Raw genomic sequence first — 22,161 nt, forward strand, 5'->3', positions numbered from 1 at the left:
CGTTTTGCGCTTGGCGACGGCGTCGCCCCGGTTGAGTTGCGCGCCCTCGCCGACGAGAACTGGGTGGCCGGCTGCCCGCGCTGCAGGAGTGTCGGCCCTGGCTGCCACGCTGCGCGCGTTCGCCGCCATTTCTTCGCCCGGGCCCACCCAACGAACACAGGCCCGGTTGAAAAACTGGGCCGATGTCCCGGGCCCGGGCTCGACGTGAGGCAGTAGGGCTCGCGCAACTAGAATCATGAGTAATGTCTGACACCACTGCACACCCGTTTTCTACCGCCACCGGAACCGACGTTCGCGTGCGGTTCTGTCCCTCGCCAACCGGAACACCCCACGTGGGCCTGGTTCGCACCGCCATGTTCAACTGGGCCTACGCGCGGCACACCGGCGGAAAAATGATCTTCCGCATCGAAGACACCGACGCTGCCCGCGACAGTGAAGAGAGCTTTCTTCAGCTCGTCGAGGCCATGCGCTGGCTCAAGCTGGACTGGGACGAAGGCGTCGACGTCGGCGGACCCCAGGCGCCGTATCGTCAAAGCGAGCGCTACGACATCTACCGCGAAGTCATCGAGCAGCTGAAAACGAGCGGTCACATCTACGAGAGCTTCGTCACCGGCGAAGAAATCGAAGCGCGTAACCGCGACCTCGGCCGCGACCCGAAAATGGGCTACGACAACTTCGAGCGTGACTTAACCTCGGAGCAGAAGGCTGCGTATCGTGCCGAGGGCCGGTCGCCGGCGTTGCGACTGCGCGTGCCAGACACCGAGCTCTCCTTTGACGACCTCGTGCGGGGCGAGATCACGTTCCCGGCCGGCTCATTCAGCGACTTTGTCGTGGTGCGCCCCAACGGACATCCGCTCTACCCCTTCGTGAACCCGGTCGATGACGCGCTCATGGGCGTCACCCACGTGCTGCGCGGCGAAGACCTGCTCTCGTCGACGCCCCGCCAGATCGCGCTCTATCATGCGCTCATCGACATTGGCGTGACCACCTTCGTGCCCCGTTTCGGCCACCTGCCCTACGTCATGGGAGACAAGAACAAGAAGCTCTCCAAACGCGACGCCGAAGCGAACCTGTTTCTGCACCGCGACCGCGGATTCATTCCCGAGGGCCTGCTCAACTACCTCGCGCTTCTTGGCTGGTCGCTCACCCACGACCGCGATGTGTTCTCGATCGACGAGTTCACGGCCGCGTTCGACGTTGTGAACGTCAACCCGAACCCGGCCAGGTTCGACTTGAAGAAGGCCGAGTCGATCAACGGCGACCACATTCGTCAGCTCGATGCTGCCGACTTCGCCGCCCGGCTGGTGCCCTACCTGGTGACCGCTGGCGTGCTCGGTGACACCGCGAGCGCGGCCGACCTAGCCCTGCTTGCCCAAGGGGCGCCCCTCATTCAGGAGCGCATCGCGCTGCTCGGCGAAGCCCCAGCGATGCTCGGTTTTCTGTTTGTTTCCGGCTCCGACCTGATCCTCGAAGCGGACGCCCTCGCCTCGCTCCCGCAGAACGCCGCCGACATTCTCGGCGCGTCTCGCACCGCGCTGCATAGTATTCCTTCAGCAGAATGGACCACCGAGCGGGTGCATGAACTGCTCGCCGAAACTCTTATCGAGGGGCTGGGCCTCAAGCCGCGCGTGGCCTTCGGACCGCTGCGCGTCGCGCTATCGGGCCGCAAGATCTCGCCGCCGCTGTTCGAATCGATGGAAATCCTCGGTCAGGCGGAAACACTCGGACGCCTAGATCGGGCCCTCACGGTGACGACGACGGCCTGACCCCGAGCTGGCGAGGCTTCGACGCGCCGGGGGACACCCCGGTTTGGCCTCTCCAGCCCGAGTGGGCTAGGCTACTACTCGGCCCGGTCTTCGGATTAGGCATTGGGGTATGGTGTAATTGGCAACACGGATGATTCTGGTTCATTTGTTCTTGGTTCGAGTCCAGGTACCCCAGCACTAACAGGCGCAGGATTCCGCGGCGAAATCACTTATCGCCCACCCTGTCGAGTCGGCCCAAAACGGGTCAAATTACCACAAACTACACCACAAACCCCCTCGGGGGTTGTTTGGGCGTTGTTGTGCCCGGCCCCGTACGGCCCTATCCCGGCCTGATCGGGTTGCTCACGGCTTCCCGGGTGCACCTATTGCGTATGGACGCGACGACGCAAATCCCACCCACGTTTCTCACCCAGCGCGAACTCGCGGAGCTGCTCCGAATGCCCGAGCGTACGCTCGAGGACTGGCGTCTGATGCAGACGGGGCCGCCCTATATTAAGCTCGGCCGACTCGTGCGTTACGACGTGCAGGACGTGCTCACCTGGGTTCACGAACACCGCCATGGTTAGGCCACAGATCGCGGCTGGCGAAATGGGCTCAATCGACGTGCAACAGTTGGCGAGCGGCCGATACCGCGCCCGCGGCACCAGCCGTGACGACAGCGGGGCACGGCATCGCCACGCCGTGACGGCTGATACTCGCGACGAAGCTATTGCCGAGATTCATCGACAGGCGAGGGCTATGGCTACCGGCGGCGCCGGGGCGCTTTCGCCCTCGAGCACCATCGCCGACACGGTCGAGCTCTGGTTGTCGCAGATTCTCACCCGTGCCAAGGCTGGCAGCTTGTCGTACTCGACGTACGAATCGTACGAAACAACGGCCCGTGTGATCATCCTGCCGCGGTGTGGGGGAGTGCGGCTCGACCACCTGACCGTCGGGCGCTGCGACCGCATCCTGCAGCGGATTCTGGAGGAAGAGACGATCTCGAAAGCCCGGCGTGCGCGGGCGGTGCTTAGTCTCGTGTGTGGCTATGCCGTGCGCGACGACGCTCTGGTGCAGAACCCGGTGCGTGGTGTGCAACGCCTGCCGATGTCACCGCGCAAGGAATCCGCCCTGACACCGGCGCAGATCACCGCCATCCGTGGGCGCATGCAGGTGTGGCGGCTCGCCCGTGAGGACGGGCCACGGCCCAATTACCGTGCCCTGATCGACGGTATGGATATTATGATCGGTACCTCGCTGCGCGTCGGCGAATGTATCGGTTTGCGTCGCTGCGATGTGGACATGACAACACTGCCGCCGACCCTCATCGTGAACGGCACCATCGTCAGCACCAAGGCGCAAGGAACTCACCGCAAGAACTCTCCGAAGCGGTCAAGGCAGCGCCGGGGCATTGCGCTGCCGTCGATGGCTGCGGCTGCGGTGCGGCGCCGGCTGGCGCTTGCCGAGCAGGATCCGGAAGCTTTCCTGTTTCCGACCAAGACGGGCCGCTCGCTTAGCGTAAGCAACTATGAGCGACTGCTGCGCGCATTCGTCGAGGATGAGCGCATGCAGCTGGTCAAGATGGGCGTCGATGTCGATGAGTACACGACGCACATTTACCGGCGCACGGCTGCGACGCTGATCGAGCGGGCGGCCGGGATCACGCTGGCCTCGCGACTTCTCGGCCACGCAAACGAGCAGACCACGCGAAACAGCTATGTGGTCACGGCCGACATGGTCGACCCGGTGACGGCGGAGATCCTCGATGAGGTGCTGGGTGGTTGACTTGCATCGGTGATTCGACCATATGCGGCGCAAGCCATTCTCTTCGAACGCTGAAGATGGGGATTGCAGCCGAAAGGCGTGAACGGATCTCGAAGTCTTGGAATCTCGGCGCCCCGAGGCGGCTAAGGCGCAAGAAACCGGTCTCGGGATACCCTCCCTACCTAATCGGTAAGCCAGCCCACGGCGTCTGGCCGACCAGCATGCATTGCTGATTCAACGATGGCCTTTAGTTGATTCACCGATATGTAGGTTCTTAAGGCCTGAACATACTCATGGAGAACGTAGAAGGTTTGTCGTCGATCTCCGCTGTTGCTCTCATGCGCTCTGTGAGGCTTGAGGCAATAGCGCCTGCGAGACCTTCCCGACCAAGGTCCTCGTCTTGCTCCGGCGCAGTGGGAAGGGAAGCCGCGCTAAGGGGGCAGGTACTACTTGAAGGGCAGCGAGGGCCGCTACGGTTTGGTCACCCGCGTGCAAGGCCAGGTTGCTTCAAGCGGCAGCTTCGTCTGTGCTGAGTCTGCGCGGGATCCCGCTTACGTGCGGATGATGGCTGATGTGAGCCACGACGTCGATGAAGAAGAATTGTCGCCCTCTCCGCCGTCGTCCAAGAGCCAGGCGGCCTTCTCAAGTACGGCTCGAAGTGGCTATCTCAACTCAGGCTTCTCCGTGTCGGTGATTCGGGTTGACAATCGACGGAACTATTATCCCTGCCTTCAAGTTCCATTCGGTACATCAAACGTCGACCGTGGTCCTTCACTGCTCCGTTACAGTCATTGGAGAAAACGTGACTCCGTAAATTCGTCGGTGCCAACCGCACCGGCGACAGGCCAACGAGTCCAATGGCAGGGTGCTATTTAGCTCGCACGACTGGACGACAGACTACGCAGTTCCTTACGCAGTACGATCGATTCATGAAAAAGTACGAGGAATCGCTCTCAGACAGCCGATATGGCATTGATGCGACGCGAATCGTCGCCTGGGACGATCTGCTTGCAGTGTTTGGGCTACTAAGTATTCTTGAAAGGGCTCTCGAAGAGTCCGAGATAACGATGGCCGGTGTAAGCCGACTAAGCGGATCGATGGGTGCATCCGCGCGTGTTGAATACAAGATTGGCCCCCATGAAGAGACGCTGACGGGTGATGCTCTCGCTGAGAAGCTCCGTGCCATGATTACTTCATTACGAACTTCGCTTGAAGACCCGCGCGGCGCGGCGGGCGATTGATATTGCTATTGGTCGATTGTCCGCCGGACGTCCGATGGGCGCGAATTCTTTGGAAATCAGAGAAAAATCTGAATATGTCCCCCGAGTTCGCCACCGCGCTCCTGTTATGGACTCGAATGGTTTCATGAACCAGTTGCACTCTTTGGATTGAACTTATTGAACCCGTTGCCGGCGCTAGGATTCCCTTAACGAGTGAGGTCGGGCTCAGACAGTGGCGGCGCGGGCACAGAACTAGATTTCTGCCTCGCGCCGCCTAGCAACATCCTCGACGACGAATTGCACGAAGTCCTCATCGCGGTCGCCGATAACCACGTCATCGACTGCGTCGGCCGGAGGCTCACCCGGCCAAGCCGTCTGCCGGGTCGGCCGGTCGTGCTCCAGCCGCGTCCCGGAAACTGCCACCCAGTCTCGCAGGCGCTGGCGGGCATCCGCGAAGTCACGGTGCCAGCCGAGCGGGGCGGAGCCGTGCTGGTCGGAATCGTAGGCGCCGAGCCAATGCAGATGCCGCGCGGAGAGTTCCCAGACGAGCTCGGGGTGCCGATGCCAGAAGGGCGGCACAACGGCTGCCGGCAAACCGTAGGTGCGTCGCAGCCAGTTCACCCACCGGTTGAGTTCGATCCATTCGGCCTCGGCGTCGTCGGCGCTGAGCAGGTTCCAATTGATTGGATGCGGCGGCTCGGCCGTGAGAGGGCCGTCGAGGTCGTCCGACGAGCTCGCTCCGAAAGCGTCGTCGTGATCGCCGGATGCCCATTCGACGAGTGACTCGGCCATTGCCAGTTCACCGCCTCGAGCCGGTGTGTTCCGATTCCGCCTCGTGCCCGACCTCGATGTCGGCACTTGTGCGATGGGTACGGTCGACCTGGTAGTTGGTGCGGGCGAGGTCGTGGCCGATTTTCTTGACGACGAATTCTTCGCGTTGGATAGCTTCGCCGTCGCGCTCGACCTGGAAAGTGCGCACATACCCTTCGGCGACAAAGCTGTCACCTTTGGCGAGTCGGTTAAGTGCCCGTTCGGCGGTGGCTCGGTAGGCGACGAGGTCGTGGAACGTCGGCTCGAGCGCGGTGAAGCTGCCGCTGTAGTCGTGACGGAAGTGCGGCTGGCCGACGCGCACGCAGAACCGAGTGTCGCCGTTCTCAGTGACCGAGCGCTGCGGGTCGGATGCGATGAAGCCGGACAGTGATTGCTGGGTGTGAAGTGCCATGGGACTTGACCTCCTGTGATTGGGACGGACCATCGTGGGCCGGGCTCACTGAGAGGTACGCCATCCGCACCATGGCGTTTGCGCCGGTACCGCAGAGCGTCCGAAAAGCCCCAATCCAGCGCGCCTCATAAGCACGGTTGCACGCAGCGCGGGCCGCAGCCGCTCTGTAGGTTGTGCGGTCGCGACGGCAATTGGGAAGGAAAAGCAATCAATAGTGTGCCAAATGAGTATTGGATAGATCTAAGTGGATCTGGGAGAGTGTGTGGAAGTACAAGGAAGTTTTTCACTCTTGCGCGTCTAAGCGTTCAAAGGTGATGGACGCAGAGCGGGAGGAAGACCATGGCGTTTGTTGTGCGAGAAGAGCGCGGTCAAACGCTCGTGCTGACCTTGAATGATCTTCGCTCCCGAAATGCCGTGGGCACATCGATGCGGGATGACCTGATTACGGCTCTCGAGGCTGCCAACGCAGACGCTGATATCCGTGTCATTGTTGTCAAAGGCGCCGACAACACTTTCTGCTCAGGTGGAGACCTTGCGGCCATGCCTCCCTCGGACAAGGCTGAAGCCGTGACGCGACTAGAACGCGTCGAGATGATGATCCGGCTGCTGGCGGAATCATCGAAAGCGACCATCGCGGTCGTCGACGGGTCCGCGGTGGGGTTGGGAGCCAGTCTGGCCTGCGCATGTGACTATGTATTTGTGACAGAGGAAGCTCGATTCATCTTCCCCTTTACGCGTCTTGGACTTATGCCCGACGGTGGAATCGTCCACACTCTTGCGGCACGAACTGGCCACGTCAAGGCCAGACAGGTGTTGCTTGAAGGGCGAACGATCGCCGCACAGGAAGCACTGCGCATCGGCCTCGCGGACGTCGTAGTGGCGCGGGGCGACATCAACGGCGCTGTTTTTGAGAAAGCAGACTTGCTGGCCGAGCGCGCGCCCTTGGCGATTTCGGCGCTGAAGTCGGCGTGCGCAGACGGATTAACTGATCTGGACCACGCGTTCAGCGCTGAACAACGAGCGCAGCCTGTTCTCTACTTCTCTGACGACTTCGCGGAGGGGAAAGCCGCCTCCACAGAACGGCGCGCCCCCGTCTTCACCGCGAGCTAGACCCGCAAGTTCAGCCGGAATCCCGCCGGAAACATTTGTGAGCCGGCTCAGAGTACCAAATTTCTTCCCGTGTTTGGCTCGTCCAAAGTCCGGTTGCGTGACTGGCACTGTTCTGGAACTTACTGAAGGAAGGCCCATATCAAATGACATCCCCCAGCCAGCCCATCTGCGGCTCCCCGCCAATTCATGACGCCGCTGCACCCAGCTTCCAGTGCGTGATCCCGATCCGATGGTCCGACCAGGATGTCAACGGACACGTTAACAACGCCCGGGTTGTGACCTTGATGGAGGAGGCGCGGATCCGCTGGCTCAACGAACACGCCGTCGTTGAGGGAGTGGAGAATTTCACGGCCCCAAAGGTGATTGCCTCACTCAACGTCGAGTACCTCAAGCCCATAGTTCACGGTCTGGAACTCACGGTGGAGATGGCAATAAGCCGCATCGGCTTCCGTTCATTCACCATTTCATACACGGCCTCGCAGGGATCTCACACAGTGTTCCAGGGAAGTACCGTGGTCGTTCCGTTCGACTCCAACGCAGGGAAAGCCCGCCTTCTTGCCCCGTCGGAAACGAACTATCTCAACAAATATCTCACCAGCCCACACATGGACGACCGTTCCTAAGGCGTGGTGGACGTCCGAGATTTTCGTCGCGGACCGCGTCCTTGCTCTCGTACCCCGTTTCGCCGTGCCGAAGCCGGCCCGTGCGGCCGAAAAATGAATCACTAGAGAAACCCGTGGAGGGAAGCATGACCGATTCAACCGACTTCTACCTGCTCGAAGGTGCATTGAACGATGAACAACGCACCGTGCAGAACCGTGTTCGCGAGTTCGCTAATCGGGAGGTTCTTCCGATAATCAACGACTATTGGGACCGTGCCGAGTTCCCTTTCGAACTGGTGCCTAAGATTGCTCAGCTGGGAATCATCGGCACAACAATTGAAGGATACGGCTGCCCAGGGATGAGCTGGCTGGCTTCAGCCCTGGTATCAATGGAGATGTCACGAGTCGACGGTAGCGTCAACACGTTCTTAAGCGTTCAGTCCGGATTAACCATGGGCTCGATTGCCCTGCTGGGCAGTGAGGAACAGAAGAATCGATGGCTGCCCGCCATGGCGTCCCTCGATAAAATCGGTGCCTTCGCATTGACGGAACCGAATCATGGCTCCGATTCCGTGGCATTGGAGACGACCGCCCGGAGGGAGGGAGACCAGTGGATACTCAACGGGAGCAAACGGTGGATTGGCAATGCTAACTTCGCAGACGTTGTTGTTATCTGGGCACGCGATGAGGCAGATCAGAAGGTCAAGGGCTTCGTACTGGAGAAGAATCCCGACGGCACGTATCCTGACGGCTATAGCACCGAGTTGATCACAGGCAAGATCGGCAAGCGCGCCATCATGCAACCGGATGTCGACATCAAAAACCTGCGGATACCTGCCGATAATCGACTTGCCGAATCTTCAGGCTTTAAGGATGTCGGGCGGGTGCTCATGGCGACGCGCGGAAACGCGTCGTGGGAGTCACTGGGCCACGCGATGGCAGCCTACGAGGCAGCAGCGAGCTATGCCAAGGAAAGAATCCAGTTCGGTAAGCCCATCGCCAGTTACCAGCTTGTCCAGAACAAGCTCGCGAATATGCTGTCTGAACTCACGGCAATGCAGCTCATTTGCTTCCGCATCACGGAATTGCAAGAACGAGGCCAGCTCACTGGGCCCATGTCCTCGATGGCCAAGATGCATACCGCTCAGAAAGGCAGATGGATATGTGCCGAAGCCAGAGACATTCTCGGGGGGAACGGCCTATTGCTGGAGTATCAGGTCGCCCGCCATCTCACGGACATGGAAGTTGTCCACACTTATGAAGGTACCGATTCAATTCAGTCCCTGATCGTGGGACGAGAGATCACCGGCATATCAGCCTTTAGCGGTTAGCCACCATCGAATGAAGCTCCAAGACGTATCCCAGGGCTAGTCTCGGCATTAGCGCTCTTCGAAATTGGCCAGAAGCGCTGACAATTTCAAGAGTTGCAGGCTCCACGAGGAGTTTGCCGTGTGCAAAGCGCTGGTGCGGCCCAGGATGAGATCTCGCCAGCGTTCCTGTCGGTGGGTCGATCTCTTCGTCCGGACAAAGTGTAATAGGGGCACGAGATCCGATATTCCCGACGTCCTCCCGCTGCACGCGACACGTGGTTGCGTGTCGGCGTAGCCACCTGTCGATGAACTTAGAGCTGAGATCGGGCTGCGCCTGCACGAAGAGTTGGGTGTCGGTGCGTTCGGTCGGTTTCCGGATGCACGTTTCGTGCTCCGAGAGCAGTCGCTTCGAGATTTGTTGCGAAGCACGGACCCCGAAATTCGACTCCGTGCTTCGCAGCTGGGGGTGCAGCGCGAGTTTCCACAGGCGCGAACGTTGGGTGCGGGAAACGGCCCGATAGCCCACCCGTGTCAGCGAGTCGCTGCGAGTGCCACGATTGCGGGATCAGGTCCCCTGAGCGCGTTGCGCCGGGCCTGCCCCCTCGGCTGCAAACGGTGTTGAAGACCGGCTCTGGGCAATCGCGTGAGCGTTGCGTTCTAGGTGATCGAGCGACAACCGCACCGCGGATCGCGGCGTGCGCGCGACCGGCACCGCCCGCTCGTTTGAGCCAGAAACAGGCGGCGGACCGCGCGATCCCCGCTTAGTACGGCGGATTTCCGAAGCTTGGTGTCCGACAAGTTACCAGGTGAAGAAGCCTTGTCCCGTCTTGCGTCCGAGTTGGCCGTTGGCGACTTTATCGCGCAAGATCTGCGGCGGAGCGAAGCGCTCACCGAGGGTGGAGGCGAGGTACTCGGCGATGCCGAGCCGGACGTCGAGTCCGACGATGTCCGTGGTTCTCAATGGACCGATCGGATGTTTGTAGCCGAGGGTCATCGCGGCGTCAATGTCTTCCGCCGAGGCGACGCCGTCATCGACCATGCGCATAGCCTCCAGCGCAATCATGACACCGAGCCGGGAAGAGGCGAATCCCGGTGCGTCATGGACGACGACGGGAGTCTTCTTCAGCGCGGCTACCCAACCCTTGGAAGCCGTCGCCAGTAGGGGAGAGGTCAGCGTCCCGAGAACAACCTCGATGAGGAGGGACGCGGGGACAGGATTGAAGAAGTGTAGCCCGCAGAACTGGCCGGGACGTTCAAGTTTCTCGGCGAGCTTGTCCACGGAAAGCGAGGAGGTGTTCGTGGCGAGGTAGGCGTCTACCGGCAGCTGTGCCTCGACCAGGGACAGGGCTTCGGCTTTGAGTGCGAAATCCTCGGGAACCGCTTCGACGACGAGTCCCATTGTGGCGAAGGACGCATAGTTCGTGGAGACCCGCACCCGCGCCCGAAGATCTTCCAGAGACTCTGTCGTCGTTCCCTTTTCCACGCTTTTGGCCAGCGACGCCTCCAAACGTTCAGTCGCGGCTTGGGCGGCAGAGTCATCCCGTTCCACCACGACGACAGCGGCGCCGGCAGTGCAGAAAGCGTGGGCGATACCCGCACCCATGCGACCGCCGCCGAGTACACCGACGCGCGCGGGAACGGAGCTTGCCGGAACCGACTGAGTCATTATTTCTTCTTCCTGTCCAGAAATTTCTGCATACGGTCGAACTTGGCCTCGGACTCGAAGAGCACGGCCTGGGCTAACTGGTCAATCATCGGGTGGGATTCGGCTGGTGCGGCGAATACCGATTTAGTAATTCTGGTCGCCAGGGGATCCTGCTTACCGATCCGGTCTGTCAGTGCATTGGCAGCATCGATGAGAACATCCGGCTCGTGGATTTCGGTGATCAAGTGCACGCCCAGTGCCTCATCGGCATTCAGGATACGTCCGGCGAGCAGGATCTCCTTGGCTACCGGCTCACCGATGAGTTCTTTGAGGCGCCAGGATGCACCGGCTGCGGCAAGGATGCCGAGTCCGGTTTCCGGGTTGCCGATCTTCACCGCAGGCGTTCCGATTCGGAAGTCCGCGGCGTAGGCGAGTTCTGCGCCGCCGCCCAGAGCGTAGCCGTCGAGAGCGGCGATGACCGGCATCGGCAGTTTCGCGATCCGGGAGAAGAGGGTGGAGTTGATGCCGGCCAACGCGTCGTCTCGGCGTCGTTCCCGCAACTGCTGGATGTCCGCGCCGGAGGCAAAGATGCCCGCTGATCCGGAAAGGATCAGTGTCTTCGGATTCGTCTCGAGCACGGCACAAATGGCGTGCAGCTCGTTGATCATAATTTGGTCGATCGCGTTGCGGACATGCGGTCTGTTGAGCTGCACATGGATTCGGTCGTGGTGCTCATTTACCAGCAGAGTCGTGAACTTGGCATCGCCGAGTGCTGTGGTGGAGGCCTGTGCCCCGCCGACGCCCACTAGACGCGTTCGATCAACATCGATGTCCCTTGGCCTACGCCAACGCACAGCGTGGCCAGGCCGATCTTGGCGTTCTCGCGCTCCATCCGGCCCAACAGCGTGATCACGATGCGCGAACCCGACGATCCCAACGGATGGCCGGTGGCTATTGCGCCGCCGTCACGATTGACGATCTCCTCATCCAATCGCAGACGGCGGATCACGCCCAATGATTGAGTCGCGAAGGCTTCGTTCAATTCGACGGCACCGAGATCGTTCACGGACAGCCCCGTGCGCGCCAGAACCTTTCTGGTAGCGGACACTGGACCCAGACCCATAACCTCAGGCGCAACCCCGGTTGACGAGCCATCGAGAATCCTCGCACGGGCCTTCAAACCGAGTCTTTCGATCGCGGCCTCGCTGGCAATGATGATCGCCGAGGCACCGTCGTTCAGGGAGCTGGCATTCCCTGCGGTGACAATGCCGCCAGGCCTCACGACCGGCCGGAGCCTGGACAATGTCTCCATCGACGTGTCCCGGCGCGGGCCTTCATCGACGTCGACCAGGCCCTTCTTCGTTTCTACGCCAACGATCTCCGGCGCTAGCCGTCCGGTGTCGATGGCGTCGATGGCGCGTTGGTGGGAGCGCAGGGCGAATGCATCGGCATCTTCGCGGGTGATCCCCTCGACCCTGGCAACTTCCTCAGCGGTCTCCGGCATCGTAAACGTGGTCTTGTCCTGAGACTTGAAGACCGGGTTGATGAAACGCCAGCCGATCGAAGTATCGAAGATCTCCCCGGGCTTCGCGAAGGCCTTCTCCGGCTTCGCCATCACCCACGGGGCACGGCTCATCGACTCGACACCGCCAGCGACGACGATATCGGCAGCACCGGACTTCACCATGTGCGAGGCCATGATGATGGCCGACAGGCCCGAGGCGCAGAGCCGGTTGACCGTAATGCCTGGAATGGAATCCGGGAACGCCGCCAGCAATGTGGCCATCCGCGCCACATTGCGGTTCTCCTCGCCGGCACCATTGGCATTGCCAAGGATAATTTCCTCGATCAGCTCCGGGTCGACACCAGCCCGCGAGATGGTCTCCTTGAGAACCAGCGCCGCCAAATCGTCGGGCCGCACACCCGACAATGCTCCGCCGTAGCGACCAACCGGGGTACGAACCCCTCCCACCAAAAAGGCCTCAGTCATGCGAATTCTCCTTTACTCTGTTTGTCCCTTATCGAGACGGTAATGTGCGGGACGGGCTCGTGCTCGCCCTCAATGAGTCCCGAGTTGACGACCGCCGTCGATTATCAAATTCGTTCCCGTGACGTAGGCGGCGTAGTCACTGAGTAGATACGCACACGCGTTGGCAATTTCTGTCTTCTCGGCGAGCCTGCCCAGTGGGATGGCTTTCAGATGCCCGGCTAGTTCTTCGGCCGAACCGTACAAGGCATCAACCCCACCGGTATTTTTGGTGAGCCCGGGGGAGACGATGTTCAAGCGGATGCCGTGGCAGGCCCACGCGGCAGCGAGGGACTTGGTCATCGTTATTACACCGCTTTTTGCGCTGGCCGAATGCACAGTGCTTGCACTGCCGGTAGCGGCCGCGGTCGTTCCGATATTGACCACCGATAGTGGCCCGCCGGATTCAATGGCCACACGAGCGACTGCCTGGGTGACGTTCCACGTTCCCGTGAGTACGATTTCGACAACGCTCCGCCATCCGTTAGGGCTTAGTTCCAGCGGGTCCACTCGGAAGTTGCCGGCGGCATTATTGACCAGCAAGTTTATCTGCCCGAGGTCTTCGCCGATTTTTTCGACGGTGGATTGGATTTCGGCGTTGTCGCGCACATCCACGCTATAACCGCTGACGTTGTGGCCGAGCGCGGAGAGCGTTTCAACGGCTGCGTCTAAGCGCTCCTGGTTTCGCCCAAGGATGGCGACTTTGGCCCCCGTTTCCGCGAGGCAGAGGGCGATGGACAGTCCGATGCCGCTGCTACCGCCAGTTACGAGAGCGGTTTGGCCTTGAAAAGTCTTCGGGTTAAACATTGTCGAAATAATGACAGTTGCTCCTGATGTGGTTAGCGTAAATACACTCTGGTCGGGTCGATATCTTCACGAAGGAGACGAAGTTCCTCTGCGGTCGGAGCTTTTGTCACCGTGATCTGGTCCATTAACTTGAGTGGCCACCCAGTTGCTGCCTGAACTTGTTCAACGGTTACTCCTTCGTGCACTGATGACAGGCATAGTTCACCCGTGTCATCCGCTGTGAGCACGCCGAGATCGGTAATGACGGTCGAGACGCCCAGACCCCGCGTCGGTACTTTCGGCGCGGCCAGCCGTGCTGCTCGGAGTGAGGGGCTGGTACAGAAATCGAGTTCATTTACAAAGGAAGTGCGGTTATGCCGGCGCAACACGACAAAGACTTCGTGAGAATTGGACATGACTTCCACGGCCCCTCCGGATCCAGGCAGCCGGACAATCGGTTCCTCCCATGGTCCGATCACGCTGGTATTGAGACTTCCAAAACGGTCGATTTGTGCTGCGCCCAAGAATCCGACGTCTATCCATCCCCCCTGCAATACGTAGCCGAAGAGAACGGGCATGGTGAGTATTGCTTCGGCGCCCGTGGCCAACGAGGCGTCGGCGATGGTTTCGGGAAGCCGTGGGGGATGAGCTCCACACACACCCGACTCATATACCTGCTCGATGTCGGGAGACGATGATTTCTGTGCCAGAGCGACGGCAAGCGTCGGCAGCCCGATGCCGGCGAAAACTCTACGCTTCCCCTGAAGGAGACGGCAGCTAACCACAGTCAGTAGTTCGCTCGCGGTGAAGGTGGCTTGCGTCGAGGTGGGCGTATCGTCGGTTTGTGTGGCGGAGATCATCGAACGCTTCCATAGTTTACGGGAGTGGACATATGTGGGAGAGGAGTCAATGGCTCAAAGTAACCCTTGCCCAGCTTCTCTAGATATCCCGCGTGTTCTTCGGTGTCATGTATCCATTCCTGGATCCACTGCTTAAGTGCTTCGGGGTCGCGACTGATCGCCGACCATGAACGATAGAAGTCGTTATCGCGATCGTAATAACCCTGAGCAAATGAAGGGTGGGCACCATACTTGCTCTCGACGACGGCATCCACGACAAAGCCGGGGACGATTGTTCTATTCGGATCTGAGCGAATGACATCATCGTCGACGATTTCCTCGACTATGGCGATTGTCTTTCTCGCGGCAAACGCCACTTCTTGTTGCGGTCCAAGAATTCCCCAACTTTGAATGTTGCCACTGCGATCCGCCCTTTGGGCATGGATGATGGCGACATCAGGGTTAAGCGGGGGGACAACGTAGATTTCACTCTCGTCATCAAAGGGAGAAGGGATCTTCTTGATATTCGGATTGATATCCGCAAGGGCGCTGCCAGCATACGAGCGGATGGGCATAAATGGGATCCCCGAGGCTCCGGCCTGGTATCGGGCCAACAGACCGTAGTGGCTGTACTCCTCGATTTCGATGGGGGACCCGCTGCCGGCTTCGATCGCCCGGCGTACTGCGTACAACGATCCGACCGAGCTGTTACCCATGAAAGCGAAGATGAGTTTGCTTACGCAACCCGCACCCACAAGCTGGTCGGCGATGATATCCGGCGTCATTCGCACCAACGTCAGTTCGCGCTTGTGCTGGCGAATGATTTCATGACCGGCCGCGAAAGGTATCAGATGTGTGAACCCCTCCAAGGCGACGACATCGCCATCTACGACGAACTCAGCAATCGCGTCGTGCAGAGTGGCCTCTTTGCTGGTCATTGGTATGAAGCCTTCCTCATCATTGAACACGATTCACTTCATGGTGACACCGTGGATCTATAAGTGTCCAATACGTAATGTAGACTTCTGTGATAGTTATTCGTTATAAGTCAAGTGGTCCCTGGAGGACGTTTTGGAGTTCAAACATCTCGTTGGGTTCCTTGCTATCGCCGAGGAACTTCATTTCGGTCGGGCCGCTGCACGCCTGCATATGGCGCAACCGGCTCTGAGTCAGCAGATTCGGCAACTGGAAAAACAGTTGGGGGTGGAGCTGTTTCATCGGAACACCCGCTCGGTAACGTTGAGTGAAGCCGGACATGCGCTCCTCCAACCAGCCCGACAGGTCTTGGCCGATGTCGACATCGCCATACGCGCTGCGGTCTTGGGAGAGTCGGAAATCGTCGGCCGGGTGGTCATCGGTTTCGCCGGGGCGAGCAGTCACAATGCCTTGCCTAAACTCGCCCGCGCAGTCCGTGCCGAGCAGCCGGGCATTGACATGATCCTTCAGGGGCAGACCTATTCTGGAGCGGCGCTGACTGCTATTAACGGAAGGCACATAGACATCGGTTTTTGCCGATTGCCGGTCATGGACACGGCTATAGCTACCCGGACTTATGGGTACGAACGACTTCTAGTGGCGTTGCCCTCGGACCATCGGCTCGCGGAGCGATCCATCATCGACGTCGCAGATTTGGCTCTCGAGCCGTTCGTGACTTTTCCCGGCACGCAGGGGTCGGCCGTGAGGGATGCGCTTATGCGCGTCACGATGGACGCCGGTTTCAACCCGAGAATCATCCAGGAGGCTCCTGATTCATATACGATATTGGGTCTCGTCGCGGCGGGCGTAGGAGTCACGATCACTGTCTCGTCGGTTCAGCATATTGACACGTTTGGAGTGGTGTTTCGGGAACTGAGCGGGGACCTTGCAGAACTGGTGGCAGTACTTGCCTGGCGCAAAGACAATGTGTCTCCGGCTGTGATGGCTGTGCTTGAAATCGCCGAGCGAGTGCTTCCCGCTCCCAAGACGTTCCGATCTCCAGCACCTGATTGATAGTAATTATCAATGACTATCGTTCCAATTGAGTATTGGACTGTATTGGTGTGCGAGTGACAGTCTGAGGACGGGAACACCCCGGCGCGAGGCTCATCATGCGTTCTGGAACCATCCGATACGAGTCAGTTATACGTCCATTCACGAAGACGCGCTTCTCGGTCTGGGGTGGTGTCACAAAAACTCAAAGGAGAGATTATGCGAAAAATGCTGCGTACCGTTGCTCTCGGTTTGGCCGTTGGGCTGAGCCTGACTGCCTGTGCATCGGCCGGTGGAGGCGAAGAAGCCGATGGTATGCCCCAGCAACTGGTCTGGACCACTTACGGCCTGGGCACTTCGACCTATGCAGATGTCGCCGCTGTCAGTGAAGCCATAACGAGGAGCACAAGCCATACTGCACGGATAATCACAGCGGACACTGCCATCGGACGCATGGGTCCTTTGAAGCAAGGAAAGGCCAACATGGCCCGGACTGGCAATGAATACATCTACGCCTTCGAGGCAGACTACGAATTCGCCAGTGAAGAGTGGGGACCACAAGACGTTCGATTGGCATGGGCACCTGTTGCCCCTCATGGACTGATGGTTCGAGACTCCTCGGAGATCAAGTCGTACGAAGATTTGAAGGGCGCAAAATTCCCGCGAATTACGGCAAATCCTTCGGTGAACAACAGCCTCACTGCGATGCTTGCATATGGTGGGCTCACTTGGGATGATGTTGAGCCTGTCGAGATTTCTTATAGCGAGCAAACTGATGCCGTCAAATCGGGTCAGCTCGATGTACTTTTTCAGCAAGCTTACGGAGCTTCCCTCTACGAGCTTGAGAGTGCCTTCCCCGTCCGTTGGCTCAGTATGGATGACGACTCACCGGAAAAGGTAGCGGCCGTTAAAGAAAATGCACCGTACGCCGAGATCGGTGATTTTGCTGGCGCAGCCGGCCAGAAGGAAGGCGAATCGGCACGTGGGTTGATTTACACTCTTCCGCTGATTACCTACGCGGATGCCAGCGAATCTGGCGTATATGAGACGGCGCAAGCCATCCACGACAACTACGACAAGTTCAAGGATGCAACTGCAACAACCGAGAACTGGGGCCTTGAGCAGGCAAACACCGTCCCAACCACAGTCCCTTTCCACGCCGGGACAGTCAAATTCCTCAAGGAAAACAATGCCTGGAGCGATGAAGCTGCCCAAAAGAACGAGGCGCTCATCGAACGTGGGGAAAAGCTGCGCTCGGGTTGGGAAGGCTTCATCGATTCTGCGCACAAGGATAACCTCGCCGAAGAATGGTCGACCTGGAAGAAAGCAAATCTAAGCACCATGTGATCGGACTGCGATCTCGCGAGTCCCGTTGGTCTCATCATGAAGCGGTGAAGCGGTGAAGCGGTGAAGCCGTGAAGCCGTGAAGCCGTGCCGCCCAGCGCCGGTTGCGGTGCCACCCGCTCCGCGCTCCCCGCTGAACCTGTGAGGATAAAAACTTGAATGATCGACTAAACACATATTGGAAATGCGTAATAGCCGGGTTTACCGTCGTCGGGGTCCTTGTGGCCATGAACCAGGCGTTCTTCTGGAATCCATTTGGATTCTCGCTGATTCGCAATGGCTATCTCTACTACATACTGGCGTGCTTCCTCCCGCTCGTCTTCTTGACTCTGCCAGCCCATAAGAAGGCGAAGCAAAAGCGGCCTGCTTGGTACGACGTCACTTTGTTCCTTCTGACTACAGTCGTTTGCGTGTATTTCGGAATCAACGCTGAGAACATCGTGAACCTTGGTTGGGATTTCATGGCGCCCTTCGCGGCTCAGGTCTCTAGCCTTATTCTCTGGGTCGTCGTGCTTGAGGCTTTGCGCAGAGCTGCAGGGCTGGTCGTAACGATTATTGCCTTGGCTTTTTCGGTCTATCCGATGTTTGCGGGGAATTCTCCCGTGGGGTTCCTGCGGGGAATTCAAAGCGACTTCATGTCAACAGCGCAACAGCATGCAATGGGCCTGGACAGTATTCTTGGGCTCCCGTTGCAGGCAGCCGCTGGCATCCTTATTGGGTTCCTGCTGTTTGGCGTGGTGCTTCAGAAGACTGGGGGTGCGACGTTCTTCTATGACATGGCGCAGTCCCTCTTCGGTCGCCGCCGTGGTGGTTCGGCAAAGGTGTCCATGGTCAGCTCAGCTGCGCTTGGAATGCTTAGCGGAAGCGCGCTTTCCAACGTCTTGACGACCGGGCCGTTGACAATTCCTGCCATGAAAAAGGCGGGCTTTAGCGCAAAATATGCTGGCGGAGTTGAGGCAACTGCGTCGTCGGGCGGCTCGATTACTCCTCCGATCATGGGTGCTGCAGCATTCTTGATGGTTTCATTTGTTGGGGTGCCGTATGCGCAAATTGCACTGGCTGCTGCGATCCCAGCTTTTCTTTACTTCCTTGGCATCTTCCTGCAAATAGATGGATACTCGGCCAAGAAAGGGCTAAGAGGATTGCCAAAGTCTGAGCTTCCCCGGCTCGGCGCTGTGCTGGCCGTGGGTTGGCCGTACCTAGGCGCGCTTATCGGGCTCGTTCTCCTCCTCGTCGTTCAGAAGAACGAATCCCAAGCGCCATATTGGGTAATTGCTTTCCTGTTGCTCGTCAGTGCTCTGAAGAAGACAGATCGTCTCACTCCTCGCAAATTCTTCGGTCTTCTGGTGAGCGGCGGAAAGACGCTTTCCGAGATTTTTGGCATCATCGCTGGCGTCGGCCTGATCATTGGCGGCCTGTCGATGACCGGCGTTTCTCTTTCGCTGGCCGGAGAGTTGGTCACGCTCGTTGGGGATAACGTCATTCTCATCTTGATAGCCGGTGCTGTCACTTCATTCGTGCTTGGGATGGGTATGACGATCTCGGCAGTGTACGTTTTGCTGGCGATAGTAATGGCCCCGGCTTTGACCGCACTGGGTGTCAATGTGATCGCCGCCCACCTGTTCGTAATTTATTGGGCCTCCGTGTCATACATCACGCCGCCTGTTGCGCTGGCATCATTTGCGGCAGCGAGCATTGCAAAAGCGCCGCCAATGGCGACCAGCTTTAGCGCAATGAAACTTGGCGCCGTCAAATACATAATTCCGTTCTGCTTTGCCCTCAATCCGGCGCTCGTCGCCCAAGCGCCGCTACCGCAGATTGTGCTTGCCTTATTAGGGAGCGTCATTGGCGTATATATTCTGGCATGTGCCTTTGAAGGCTGGTTGATTGGGTTTGAGAAACGGATGCCCATCATCACTCGCCTTATCGGCGGCGTTGCAGGTGTGTCGTTGATGCTGCCAGGAATCACCAGTACCTCCACCGGAGCGGGCCTGCTCGTTGTGAGTATCGCGTTGTGCTACCTGATAAAATCTCCCTGGATCGTGCCCACGTTGAGTGGAGACCTCGCCCGTGACGATGTTGAAGTTGGTGGTCGGCGTCGGTAAGGCGGTCGCCAATGTGGTCCATGACCTCGCCATCAACGTTGCCGGTTTCCGGCCGATCCTGGAGGACTAGTCCGTGCGCGAGATTCAGGGGGTGGACGAATTGGTCACCCTCGTGGACACCGAGCTTGGGGTCAGCAACTGGCATCGAGTGGAGCAGCAACAAGTGCAGGAATTCGCCGACGCCACGGGTGATCAGCAATGGATTCACGTCGATCCAGACCGGGCCGCGGCGGGTCCGTTCGGCGGCCCGGTTGCCCACGGCTACCTCACCTTGTCGATGATCCCGTTCTTTGCGGGACAGGTCTACCGGGTCGTCGGCGTCAAGATGGTCGTCAACTATGGCCTGAACAAGGTGCGCTTTCCGAGCCCGGTTCCCGTCGACTCCAGGGTACGCAACAGGATCACTCTCCTCTCAGTGACCCCAACGGCCCGGGGTAGCCAGGTAGTCATCCGGCATCAGATCGAAGTGGAGGAATCGCCGCGACTGGCATGCATCGCCGACACGGTCTCACTTTTTGTGGAATAGGTCAGTACGGGATCTGGCTCAGTAGCCTGCGTGATTGCGCTCGACAACCTGGACGACCTGGACGACGCAGTCGACGCGCGCTGGAATGGACTTGCCCATCCCAGCGCGGTTGGAGAGCGCGGGGTTCAGTGCCGTCGGCATTCCAATCGTCTAATCCTTGTTTGTCAACGTGGATGACCAGCCGCTTGTGTAGTCAGTCGTACGGCATCTCAAGGCGACTACCAATGTGGCATCCGCCGTCGCCCTCGAGGCAGGGGCGACGCCATGAGGCGCAGTCAACGAGGCCGGTGCAGCGGCGTTCCTTTCCCCACAAAGTCCGGTCGCTCGCTGAGCGTCAGCGACTACGAACGCCTCCTGCGCGATACTGGTCGGTTGAGGGCCGGCGGCGTTACGCGGAAGTAAACCGGCCCTCCGTTGAAGCTAGATGTCACTCCGGCTCGTTGACCGGATCCCGTGCGGGTACGTTCCGAGTCGGCTCCTGCATAAACCCCTCGATCTCCTCTCGATTCGCGCGCAGGGCTTTGGCATCCGAGCGGGCAGTCCACATCTGCAGGCTCGCGATGATCGGTGGAGCAGCGCGCAGCATGATCAGGCCCGTACCAAAGGGCAGAGTGCGGATCGTGTCGGGCGGCATGATCGGCACTCGTCGGATCGAGCGCTGAGATGACCGTGAACCGTGGTCGCCAATGGTCGTCGAGTCGGTCGTTTCGTCGCGGTCGCCGATGAGGGTCGAGAGGTCATGCAGGTCCCGGGAGTTGGATCCTCCGCCGAGAACGATCTTGACGATCGAGGAGTCCCAGATGGTGCCAGCGGCGTTGTCGCTCCACTTCGTGCGGGCCTGGGCGAGCGACTGCAGCACCGGCATCGTCGTGATGCCGGTGCCGCCGCCCTCGGCCATAAGTGTGGGTAGCGACGGGAGAGGCGCCAAGTTGCCGATCTCGTCGAGTGCGAGCAACAGCGGCGGGTCGAGCCGCGCGCCAGCGCTGCGGGCGGCGATACGGCGGGCGGTCTCCACGAGGTCCTCTACGAACGCCGACACGAGCGACGCCGAGTTGTTTGATCCCGCGCCGGTGGCCAGCAGGTAGAGGGTGCCGTTGCTGCGCAGAAACGCTTCGGGGTTGAACTCCTCGCCCTCCGGCGGGGAGACAGAATTCAAGACGCGCGGGTCGGCCAAAGCACCCAGCGATAGTGAGACTCCCTGCCAGATCGAGTCGCGCGTGCGCGGGTCTGCCTCGAGCGTCGCGCGGAGGGAGTCGCCCCAGCCGGTGGCCGCGGCCGGGGCGCTCAGCAGGATGGACACGGCGTCATGGGCGGCAGCCGGGTCGAGAGTCCACCGAAAAAGGTCGGCCGGCGAGCAATGGTCGAGCGCGGCAGCGTGCAGCATCGACTGCAGGGCCGTTCGGGTCTTGGCCTCCCAAAATCCGCCGCCATCGACGCCGCCCGCGGCCAGTCCGGTTCCGGCGGCGAGCCCGGCCGCTCGAATCATGGCCGTGAGGGGATCCTCGCACCCGCGAATCGGCGACCAGCGCAGGCCTACCGGAACGCCCGCGGCAAGTTGCTGCGGATCAAACACCGCCACAGGCCCCAGCCGTTGCCGAGCGCGCAGCGTCGTAGTGAGATTGTCGGGGCGCGTCGACGTGGTCACGACCGGTCCCGGGGCGTCGAGGATGGCGTTGATCACGATGTGCGCTCCCTTGCCGGAGCGCGGCGGCCCGATCACCAGGATCGAGTCCTCGACGCTCGCCCACACCGCAGCACCTCGTGATCGCCCGATTCGATAGCCGACATCGCTCGGGCTCGCCTTCGCCAGCGACGGTCGAAGGTGCGTCGCGCGCTTCATGATGGCCGAATGCGAGGCGGCGCGCGAAACTGACCTGCCGCGGATATCTCGGACAGCGGGCCCTCTTAAAATGAGGGATCACTGAAAGTAGAGATCAGCATGACCGCAG

Annotated in this window: 20 protein-coding genes and 1 tRNA gene; 12 read left to right on the top strand and 9 right to left on the bottom strand. The window is 59.8% G+C overall.

The annotated features are described in order from the left end of the window. Positions 1–242: 242 nt before the first annotated feature. The 5 genes from gltX (at position 243) to CXY72_RS14065 (ending at position 4,750) form a co-directional block, all read left to right on the top strand. Complete coding sequence (gltX, locus tag CXY72_RS14045) at positions 243–1,766, top strand: glutamate--tRNA ligase (RefSeq protein WP_104128280.1); 1,524 nt, start codon at positions 243–245, stop codon at positions 1,764–1,766. Positions 1,767–1,869: 103 nt separating this feature from the next. Continuing rightward, positions 1,870–1,941: transfer RNA gene (locus tag CXY72_RS14050), tRNA-Gln, on the top strand. A 124-nt stretch (positions 1,942–2,065) separates the two neighbouring features. Further along, complete coding sequence (locus CXY72_RS14055; protein ID WP_233197839.1) at positions 2,066–2,332, top strand: AlpA family transcriptional regulator; 267 nt, start codon at positions 2,066–2,068, stop codon at positions 2,330–2,332. Beyond that, positions 2,325–3,530, top strand: a complete 1,206-nt coding sequence (locus CXY72_RS14060) for a site-specific integrase (RefSeq protein WP_104128281.1) — start codon at positions 2,325–2,327, stop codon at positions 3,528–3,530. The genes CXY72_RS14055 and CXY72_RS14060 overlap by 8 nt, the downstream gene beginning before the upstream one ends. Positions 3,531–4,438: 908 nt before the next feature. Continuing rightward, the gene (locus CXY72_RS14065; protein WP_146071189.1) at positions 4,439–4,750 is read left to right on the top strand and encodes a hypothetical protein; all 312 of its coding nucleotides are present in this window, start codon (positions 4,439–4,441) and stop codon (positions 4,748–4,750) included. Positions 4,751–4,981: 231 nt separating this feature from the next. Here CXY72_RS14065 and CXY72_RS14070 read toward each other — a convergent pair whose 3' ends face one another. Both CXY72_RS14070 and CXY72_RS14075 read right to left on the bottom strand, forming a co-directional pair. Beyond that, positions 4,982–5,521: a hypothetical protein gene (locus CXY72_RS14070; RefSeq protein WP_233197840.1), complete on the bottom strand. Its 540-nt coding sequence runs from the start codon at positions 5,519–5,521 to the stop codon at positions 4,982–4,984. 7 nt (positions 5,522–5,528) lie between these two features. After that, positions 5,529–5,951, bottom strand: a complete 423-nt coding sequence (locus tag CXY72_RS14075) for a single-stranded DNA-binding protein (protein ID WP_104128283.1) — start codon at positions 5,949–5,951, stop codon at positions 5,529–5,531. A 339-nt stretch (positions 5,952–6,290) separates the two neighbouring features. On the opposite strand from CXY72_RS14075, the gene CXY72_RS14080 reads away from it, so the two are divergent. The 3 genes from CXY72_RS14080 (at position 6,291) to CXY72_RS14090 (ending at position 8,994) form a co-directional block, all read left to right on the top strand. Next, positions 6,291–7,061, top strand: coding sequence for an enoyl-CoA hydratase/isomerase family protein (locus CXY72_RS14080; protein WP_104128284.1), 771 nt, complete (start codon positions 6,291–6,293; stop codon positions 7,059–7,061). 215 nt (positions 7,062–7,276) lie between these two features. After that, positions 7,277–7,684 carry a thioesterase family protein gene (locus CXY72_RS14085; RefSeq protein ID WP_158252583.1) on the top strand — a complete coding sequence of 136 codons (408 nt, stop codon included), beginning with the start codon at positions 7,277–7,279 and terminating at the stop codon, positions 7,682–7,684. A gap of 125 nt (positions 7,685–7,809) precedes the next feature. After that, entirely contained in the window at positions 7,810–8,994 is a 1,185-nt protein-coding gene (locus tag CXY72_RS14090) for an acyl-CoA dehydrogenase family protein (protein ID WP_104128286.1), read from the top strand. Between the two features lie 778 nt (positions 8,995–9,772). Here the strand turns inward: CXY72_RS14090 and CXY72_RS14095 are convergent. The 6 genes from CXY72_RS14095 to CXY72_RS14120 form a co-directional block, all read right to left on the bottom strand. Further along, positions 9,773–10,639 (bottom strand): 3-hydroxyacyl-CoA dehydrogenase family protein, encoded by an 867-nt coding sequence (locus tag CXY72_RS14095; protein WP_104128287.1) that lies wholly within the window; start codon positions 10,637–10,639, stop codon positions 9,773–9,775. Beyond that, positions 10,639–11,424 (bottom strand): enoyl-CoA hydratase/isomerase family protein, encoded by a 786-nt coding sequence (locus CXY72_RS14100; RefSeq protein WP_104128288.1) that lies wholly within the window; start codon positions 11,422–11,424, stop codon positions 10,639–10,641. The genes CXY72_RS14095 and CXY72_RS14100 overlap by 1 nt, the downstream gene beginning before the upstream one ends. Then, positions 11,424–12,608, bottom strand: coding sequence for an acetyl-CoA C-acyltransferase (locus tag CXY72_RS14105; protein WP_104128289.1), 1,185 nt, complete (start codon positions 12,606–12,608; stop codon positions 11,424–11,426). Before CXY72_RS14105 ends, CXY72_RS14100 begins: the two co-directional genes overlap by 1 nt. A 69-nt stretch (positions 12,609–12,677) precedes the next feature. Then, complete coding sequence (locus CXY72_RS14110; RefSeq protein WP_104128290.1) at positions 12,678–13,451, bottom strand: SDR family oxidoreductase; 774 nt, start codon at positions 13,449–13,451, stop codon at positions 12,678–12,680. A 32-nt stretch (positions 13,452–13,483) separates the two neighbouring features. Next, complete coding sequence (locus CXY72_RS14115; RefSeq protein ID WP_104128291.1) at positions 13,484–14,290, bottom strand: CoA-transferase subunit beta; 807 nt, start codon at positions 14,288–14,290, stop codon at positions 13,484–13,486. Then, positions 14,287–15,237: a CoA transferase subunit A gene (locus tag CXY72_RS14120; protein WP_233197841.1), complete on the bottom strand. Its 951-nt coding sequence runs from the start codon at positions 15,235–15,237 to the stop codon at positions 14,287–14,289. Before CXY72_RS14120 ends, CXY72_RS14115 begins: the two co-directional genes overlap by 4 nt. A gap of 103 nt (positions 15,238–15,340) precedes the next feature. Between CXY72_RS14120 and CXY72_RS14125 the strand changes: the two genes are divergently transcribed. The 4 genes from CXY72_RS14125 to CXY72_RS14140 all read left to right on the top strand — a co-directional run bounded on the left by CXY72_RS14125 (position 15,341) and on the right by CXY72_RS14140 (position 20,212). Then, positions 15,341–16,258 (top strand): LysR substrate-binding domain-containing protein, encoded by a 918-nt coding sequence (locus CXY72_RS14125; RefSeq protein WP_104128292.1) that lies wholly within the window; start codon positions 15,341–15,343, stop codon positions 16,256–16,258. A 198-nt stretch (positions 16,259–16,456) separates the two neighbouring features. After that, positions 16,457–17,584 carry a TAXI family TRAP transporter solute-binding subunit gene (locus CXY72_RS14130; protein ID WP_104128293.1) on the top strand — a complete coding sequence of 376 codons (1,128 nt, stop codon included), beginning with the start codon at positions 16,457–16,459 and terminating at the stop codon, positions 17,582–17,584. A gap of 152 nt (positions 17,585–17,736) precedes the next feature. Beyond that, positions 17,737–19,686 carry a TRAP transporter permease gene (locus CXY72_RS14135; RefSeq protein WP_104128294.1) on the top strand — a complete coding sequence of 650 codons (1,950 nt, stop codon included), beginning with the start codon at positions 17,737–17,739 and terminating at the stop codon, positions 19,684–19,686. A gap of 73 nt (positions 19,687–19,759) precedes the next feature. Beyond that, on the top strand, positions 19,760–20,212 hold the full coding sequence (locus tag CXY72_RS14140) for a MaoC family dehydratase (protein WP_104128295.1): 453 nt from the start codon (positions 19,760–19,762) through the stop codon (positions 20,210–20,212). A 427-nt stretch (positions 20,213–20,639) separates the two neighbouring features. Here the strand turns inward: CXY72_RS14140 and CXY72_RS14145 are convergent, their stop codons facing one another. Then, complete coding sequence (locus CXY72_RS14145; RefSeq protein WP_370446261.1) at positions 20,640–22,052, bottom strand: type IV secretory system conjugative DNA transfer family protein; 1,413 nt, start codon at positions 22,050–22,052, stop codon at positions 20,640–20,642. Positions 22,053–22,161: the final 109 nt, after the last annotated feature.

Origin of the sequence: Cryobacterium sp. Y57 (assembly GCF_002929505.1) — a bacterium.
Classification (GTDB): domain Bacteria; phylum Actinomycetota; class Actinomycetes; order Actinomycetales; family Microbacteriaceae; genus Cryobacterium.

Bases quoted from the DNA above. Each gene is read 5' to 3' on its own strand.
- gltX (WP_104128280.1), top strand. From the start codon at position 243: ATGTCTGACACCACTGCACACCCGTTTTCTACCGCCACCGGAACCGAC.
- CXY72_RS14060 (WP_104128281.1), top strand. From the start codon at position 2,325: ATGGTTAGGCCACAGATCGCGGCTGGCGAAATGGGCTCAATCGACGTG.
- CXY72_RS14065 (WP_146071189.1), top strand. From the start codon at position 4,439: ATGAAAAAGTACGAGGAATCGCTCTCAGACAGCCGATATGGCATTGAT.
- CXY72_RS14070 (WP_233197840.1), bottom strand. From the start codon at position 5,521: ATGGCCGAGTCACTCGTCGAATGGGCATCCGGCGATCACGACGACGCT.
- CXY72_RS14075 (WP_104128283.1), bottom strand. From the start codon at position 5,951: ATGGCACTTCACACCCAGCAATCACTGTCCGGCTTCATCGCATCCGAC.
- CXY72_RS14080 (WP_104128284.1), top strand. From the start codon at position 6,291: ATGGCGTTTGTTGTGCGAGAAGAGCGCGGTCAAACGCTCGTGCTGACC.
- CXY72_RS14090 (WP_104128286.1), top strand. From the start codon at position 7,810: ATGACCGATTCAACCGACTTCTACCTGCTCGAAGGTGCATTGAACGAT.
- CXY72_RS14095 (WP_104128287.1), bottom strand. From the start codon at position 10,639: ATGACTCAGTCGGTTCCGGCAAGCTCCGTTCCCGCGCGCGTCGGTGTA.
- CXY72_RS14105 (WP_104128289.1), bottom strand. From the start codon at position 12,608: ATGACTGAGGCCTTTTTGGTGGGAGGGGTTCGTACCCCGGTTGGTCGC.
- CXY72_RS14110 (WP_104128290.1), bottom strand. From the start codon at position 13,451: ATGTTTAACCCGAAGACTTTTCAAGGCCAAACCGCTCTCGTAACTGGC.
- CXY72_RS14115 (WP_104128291.1), bottom strand. From the start codon at position 14,290: ATGATCTCCGCCACACAAACCGACGATACGCCCACCTCGACGCAAGCC.
- CXY72_RS14130 (WP_104128293.1), top strand. From the start codon at position 16,457: ATGCGAAAAATGCTGCGTACCGTTGCTCTCGGTTTGGCCGTTGGGCTG.
- CXY72_RS14145 (WP_370446261.1), bottom strand. From the start codon at position 22,052: ATGAAGCGCGCGACGCACCTTCGACCGTCGCTGGCGAAGGCGAGCCCG.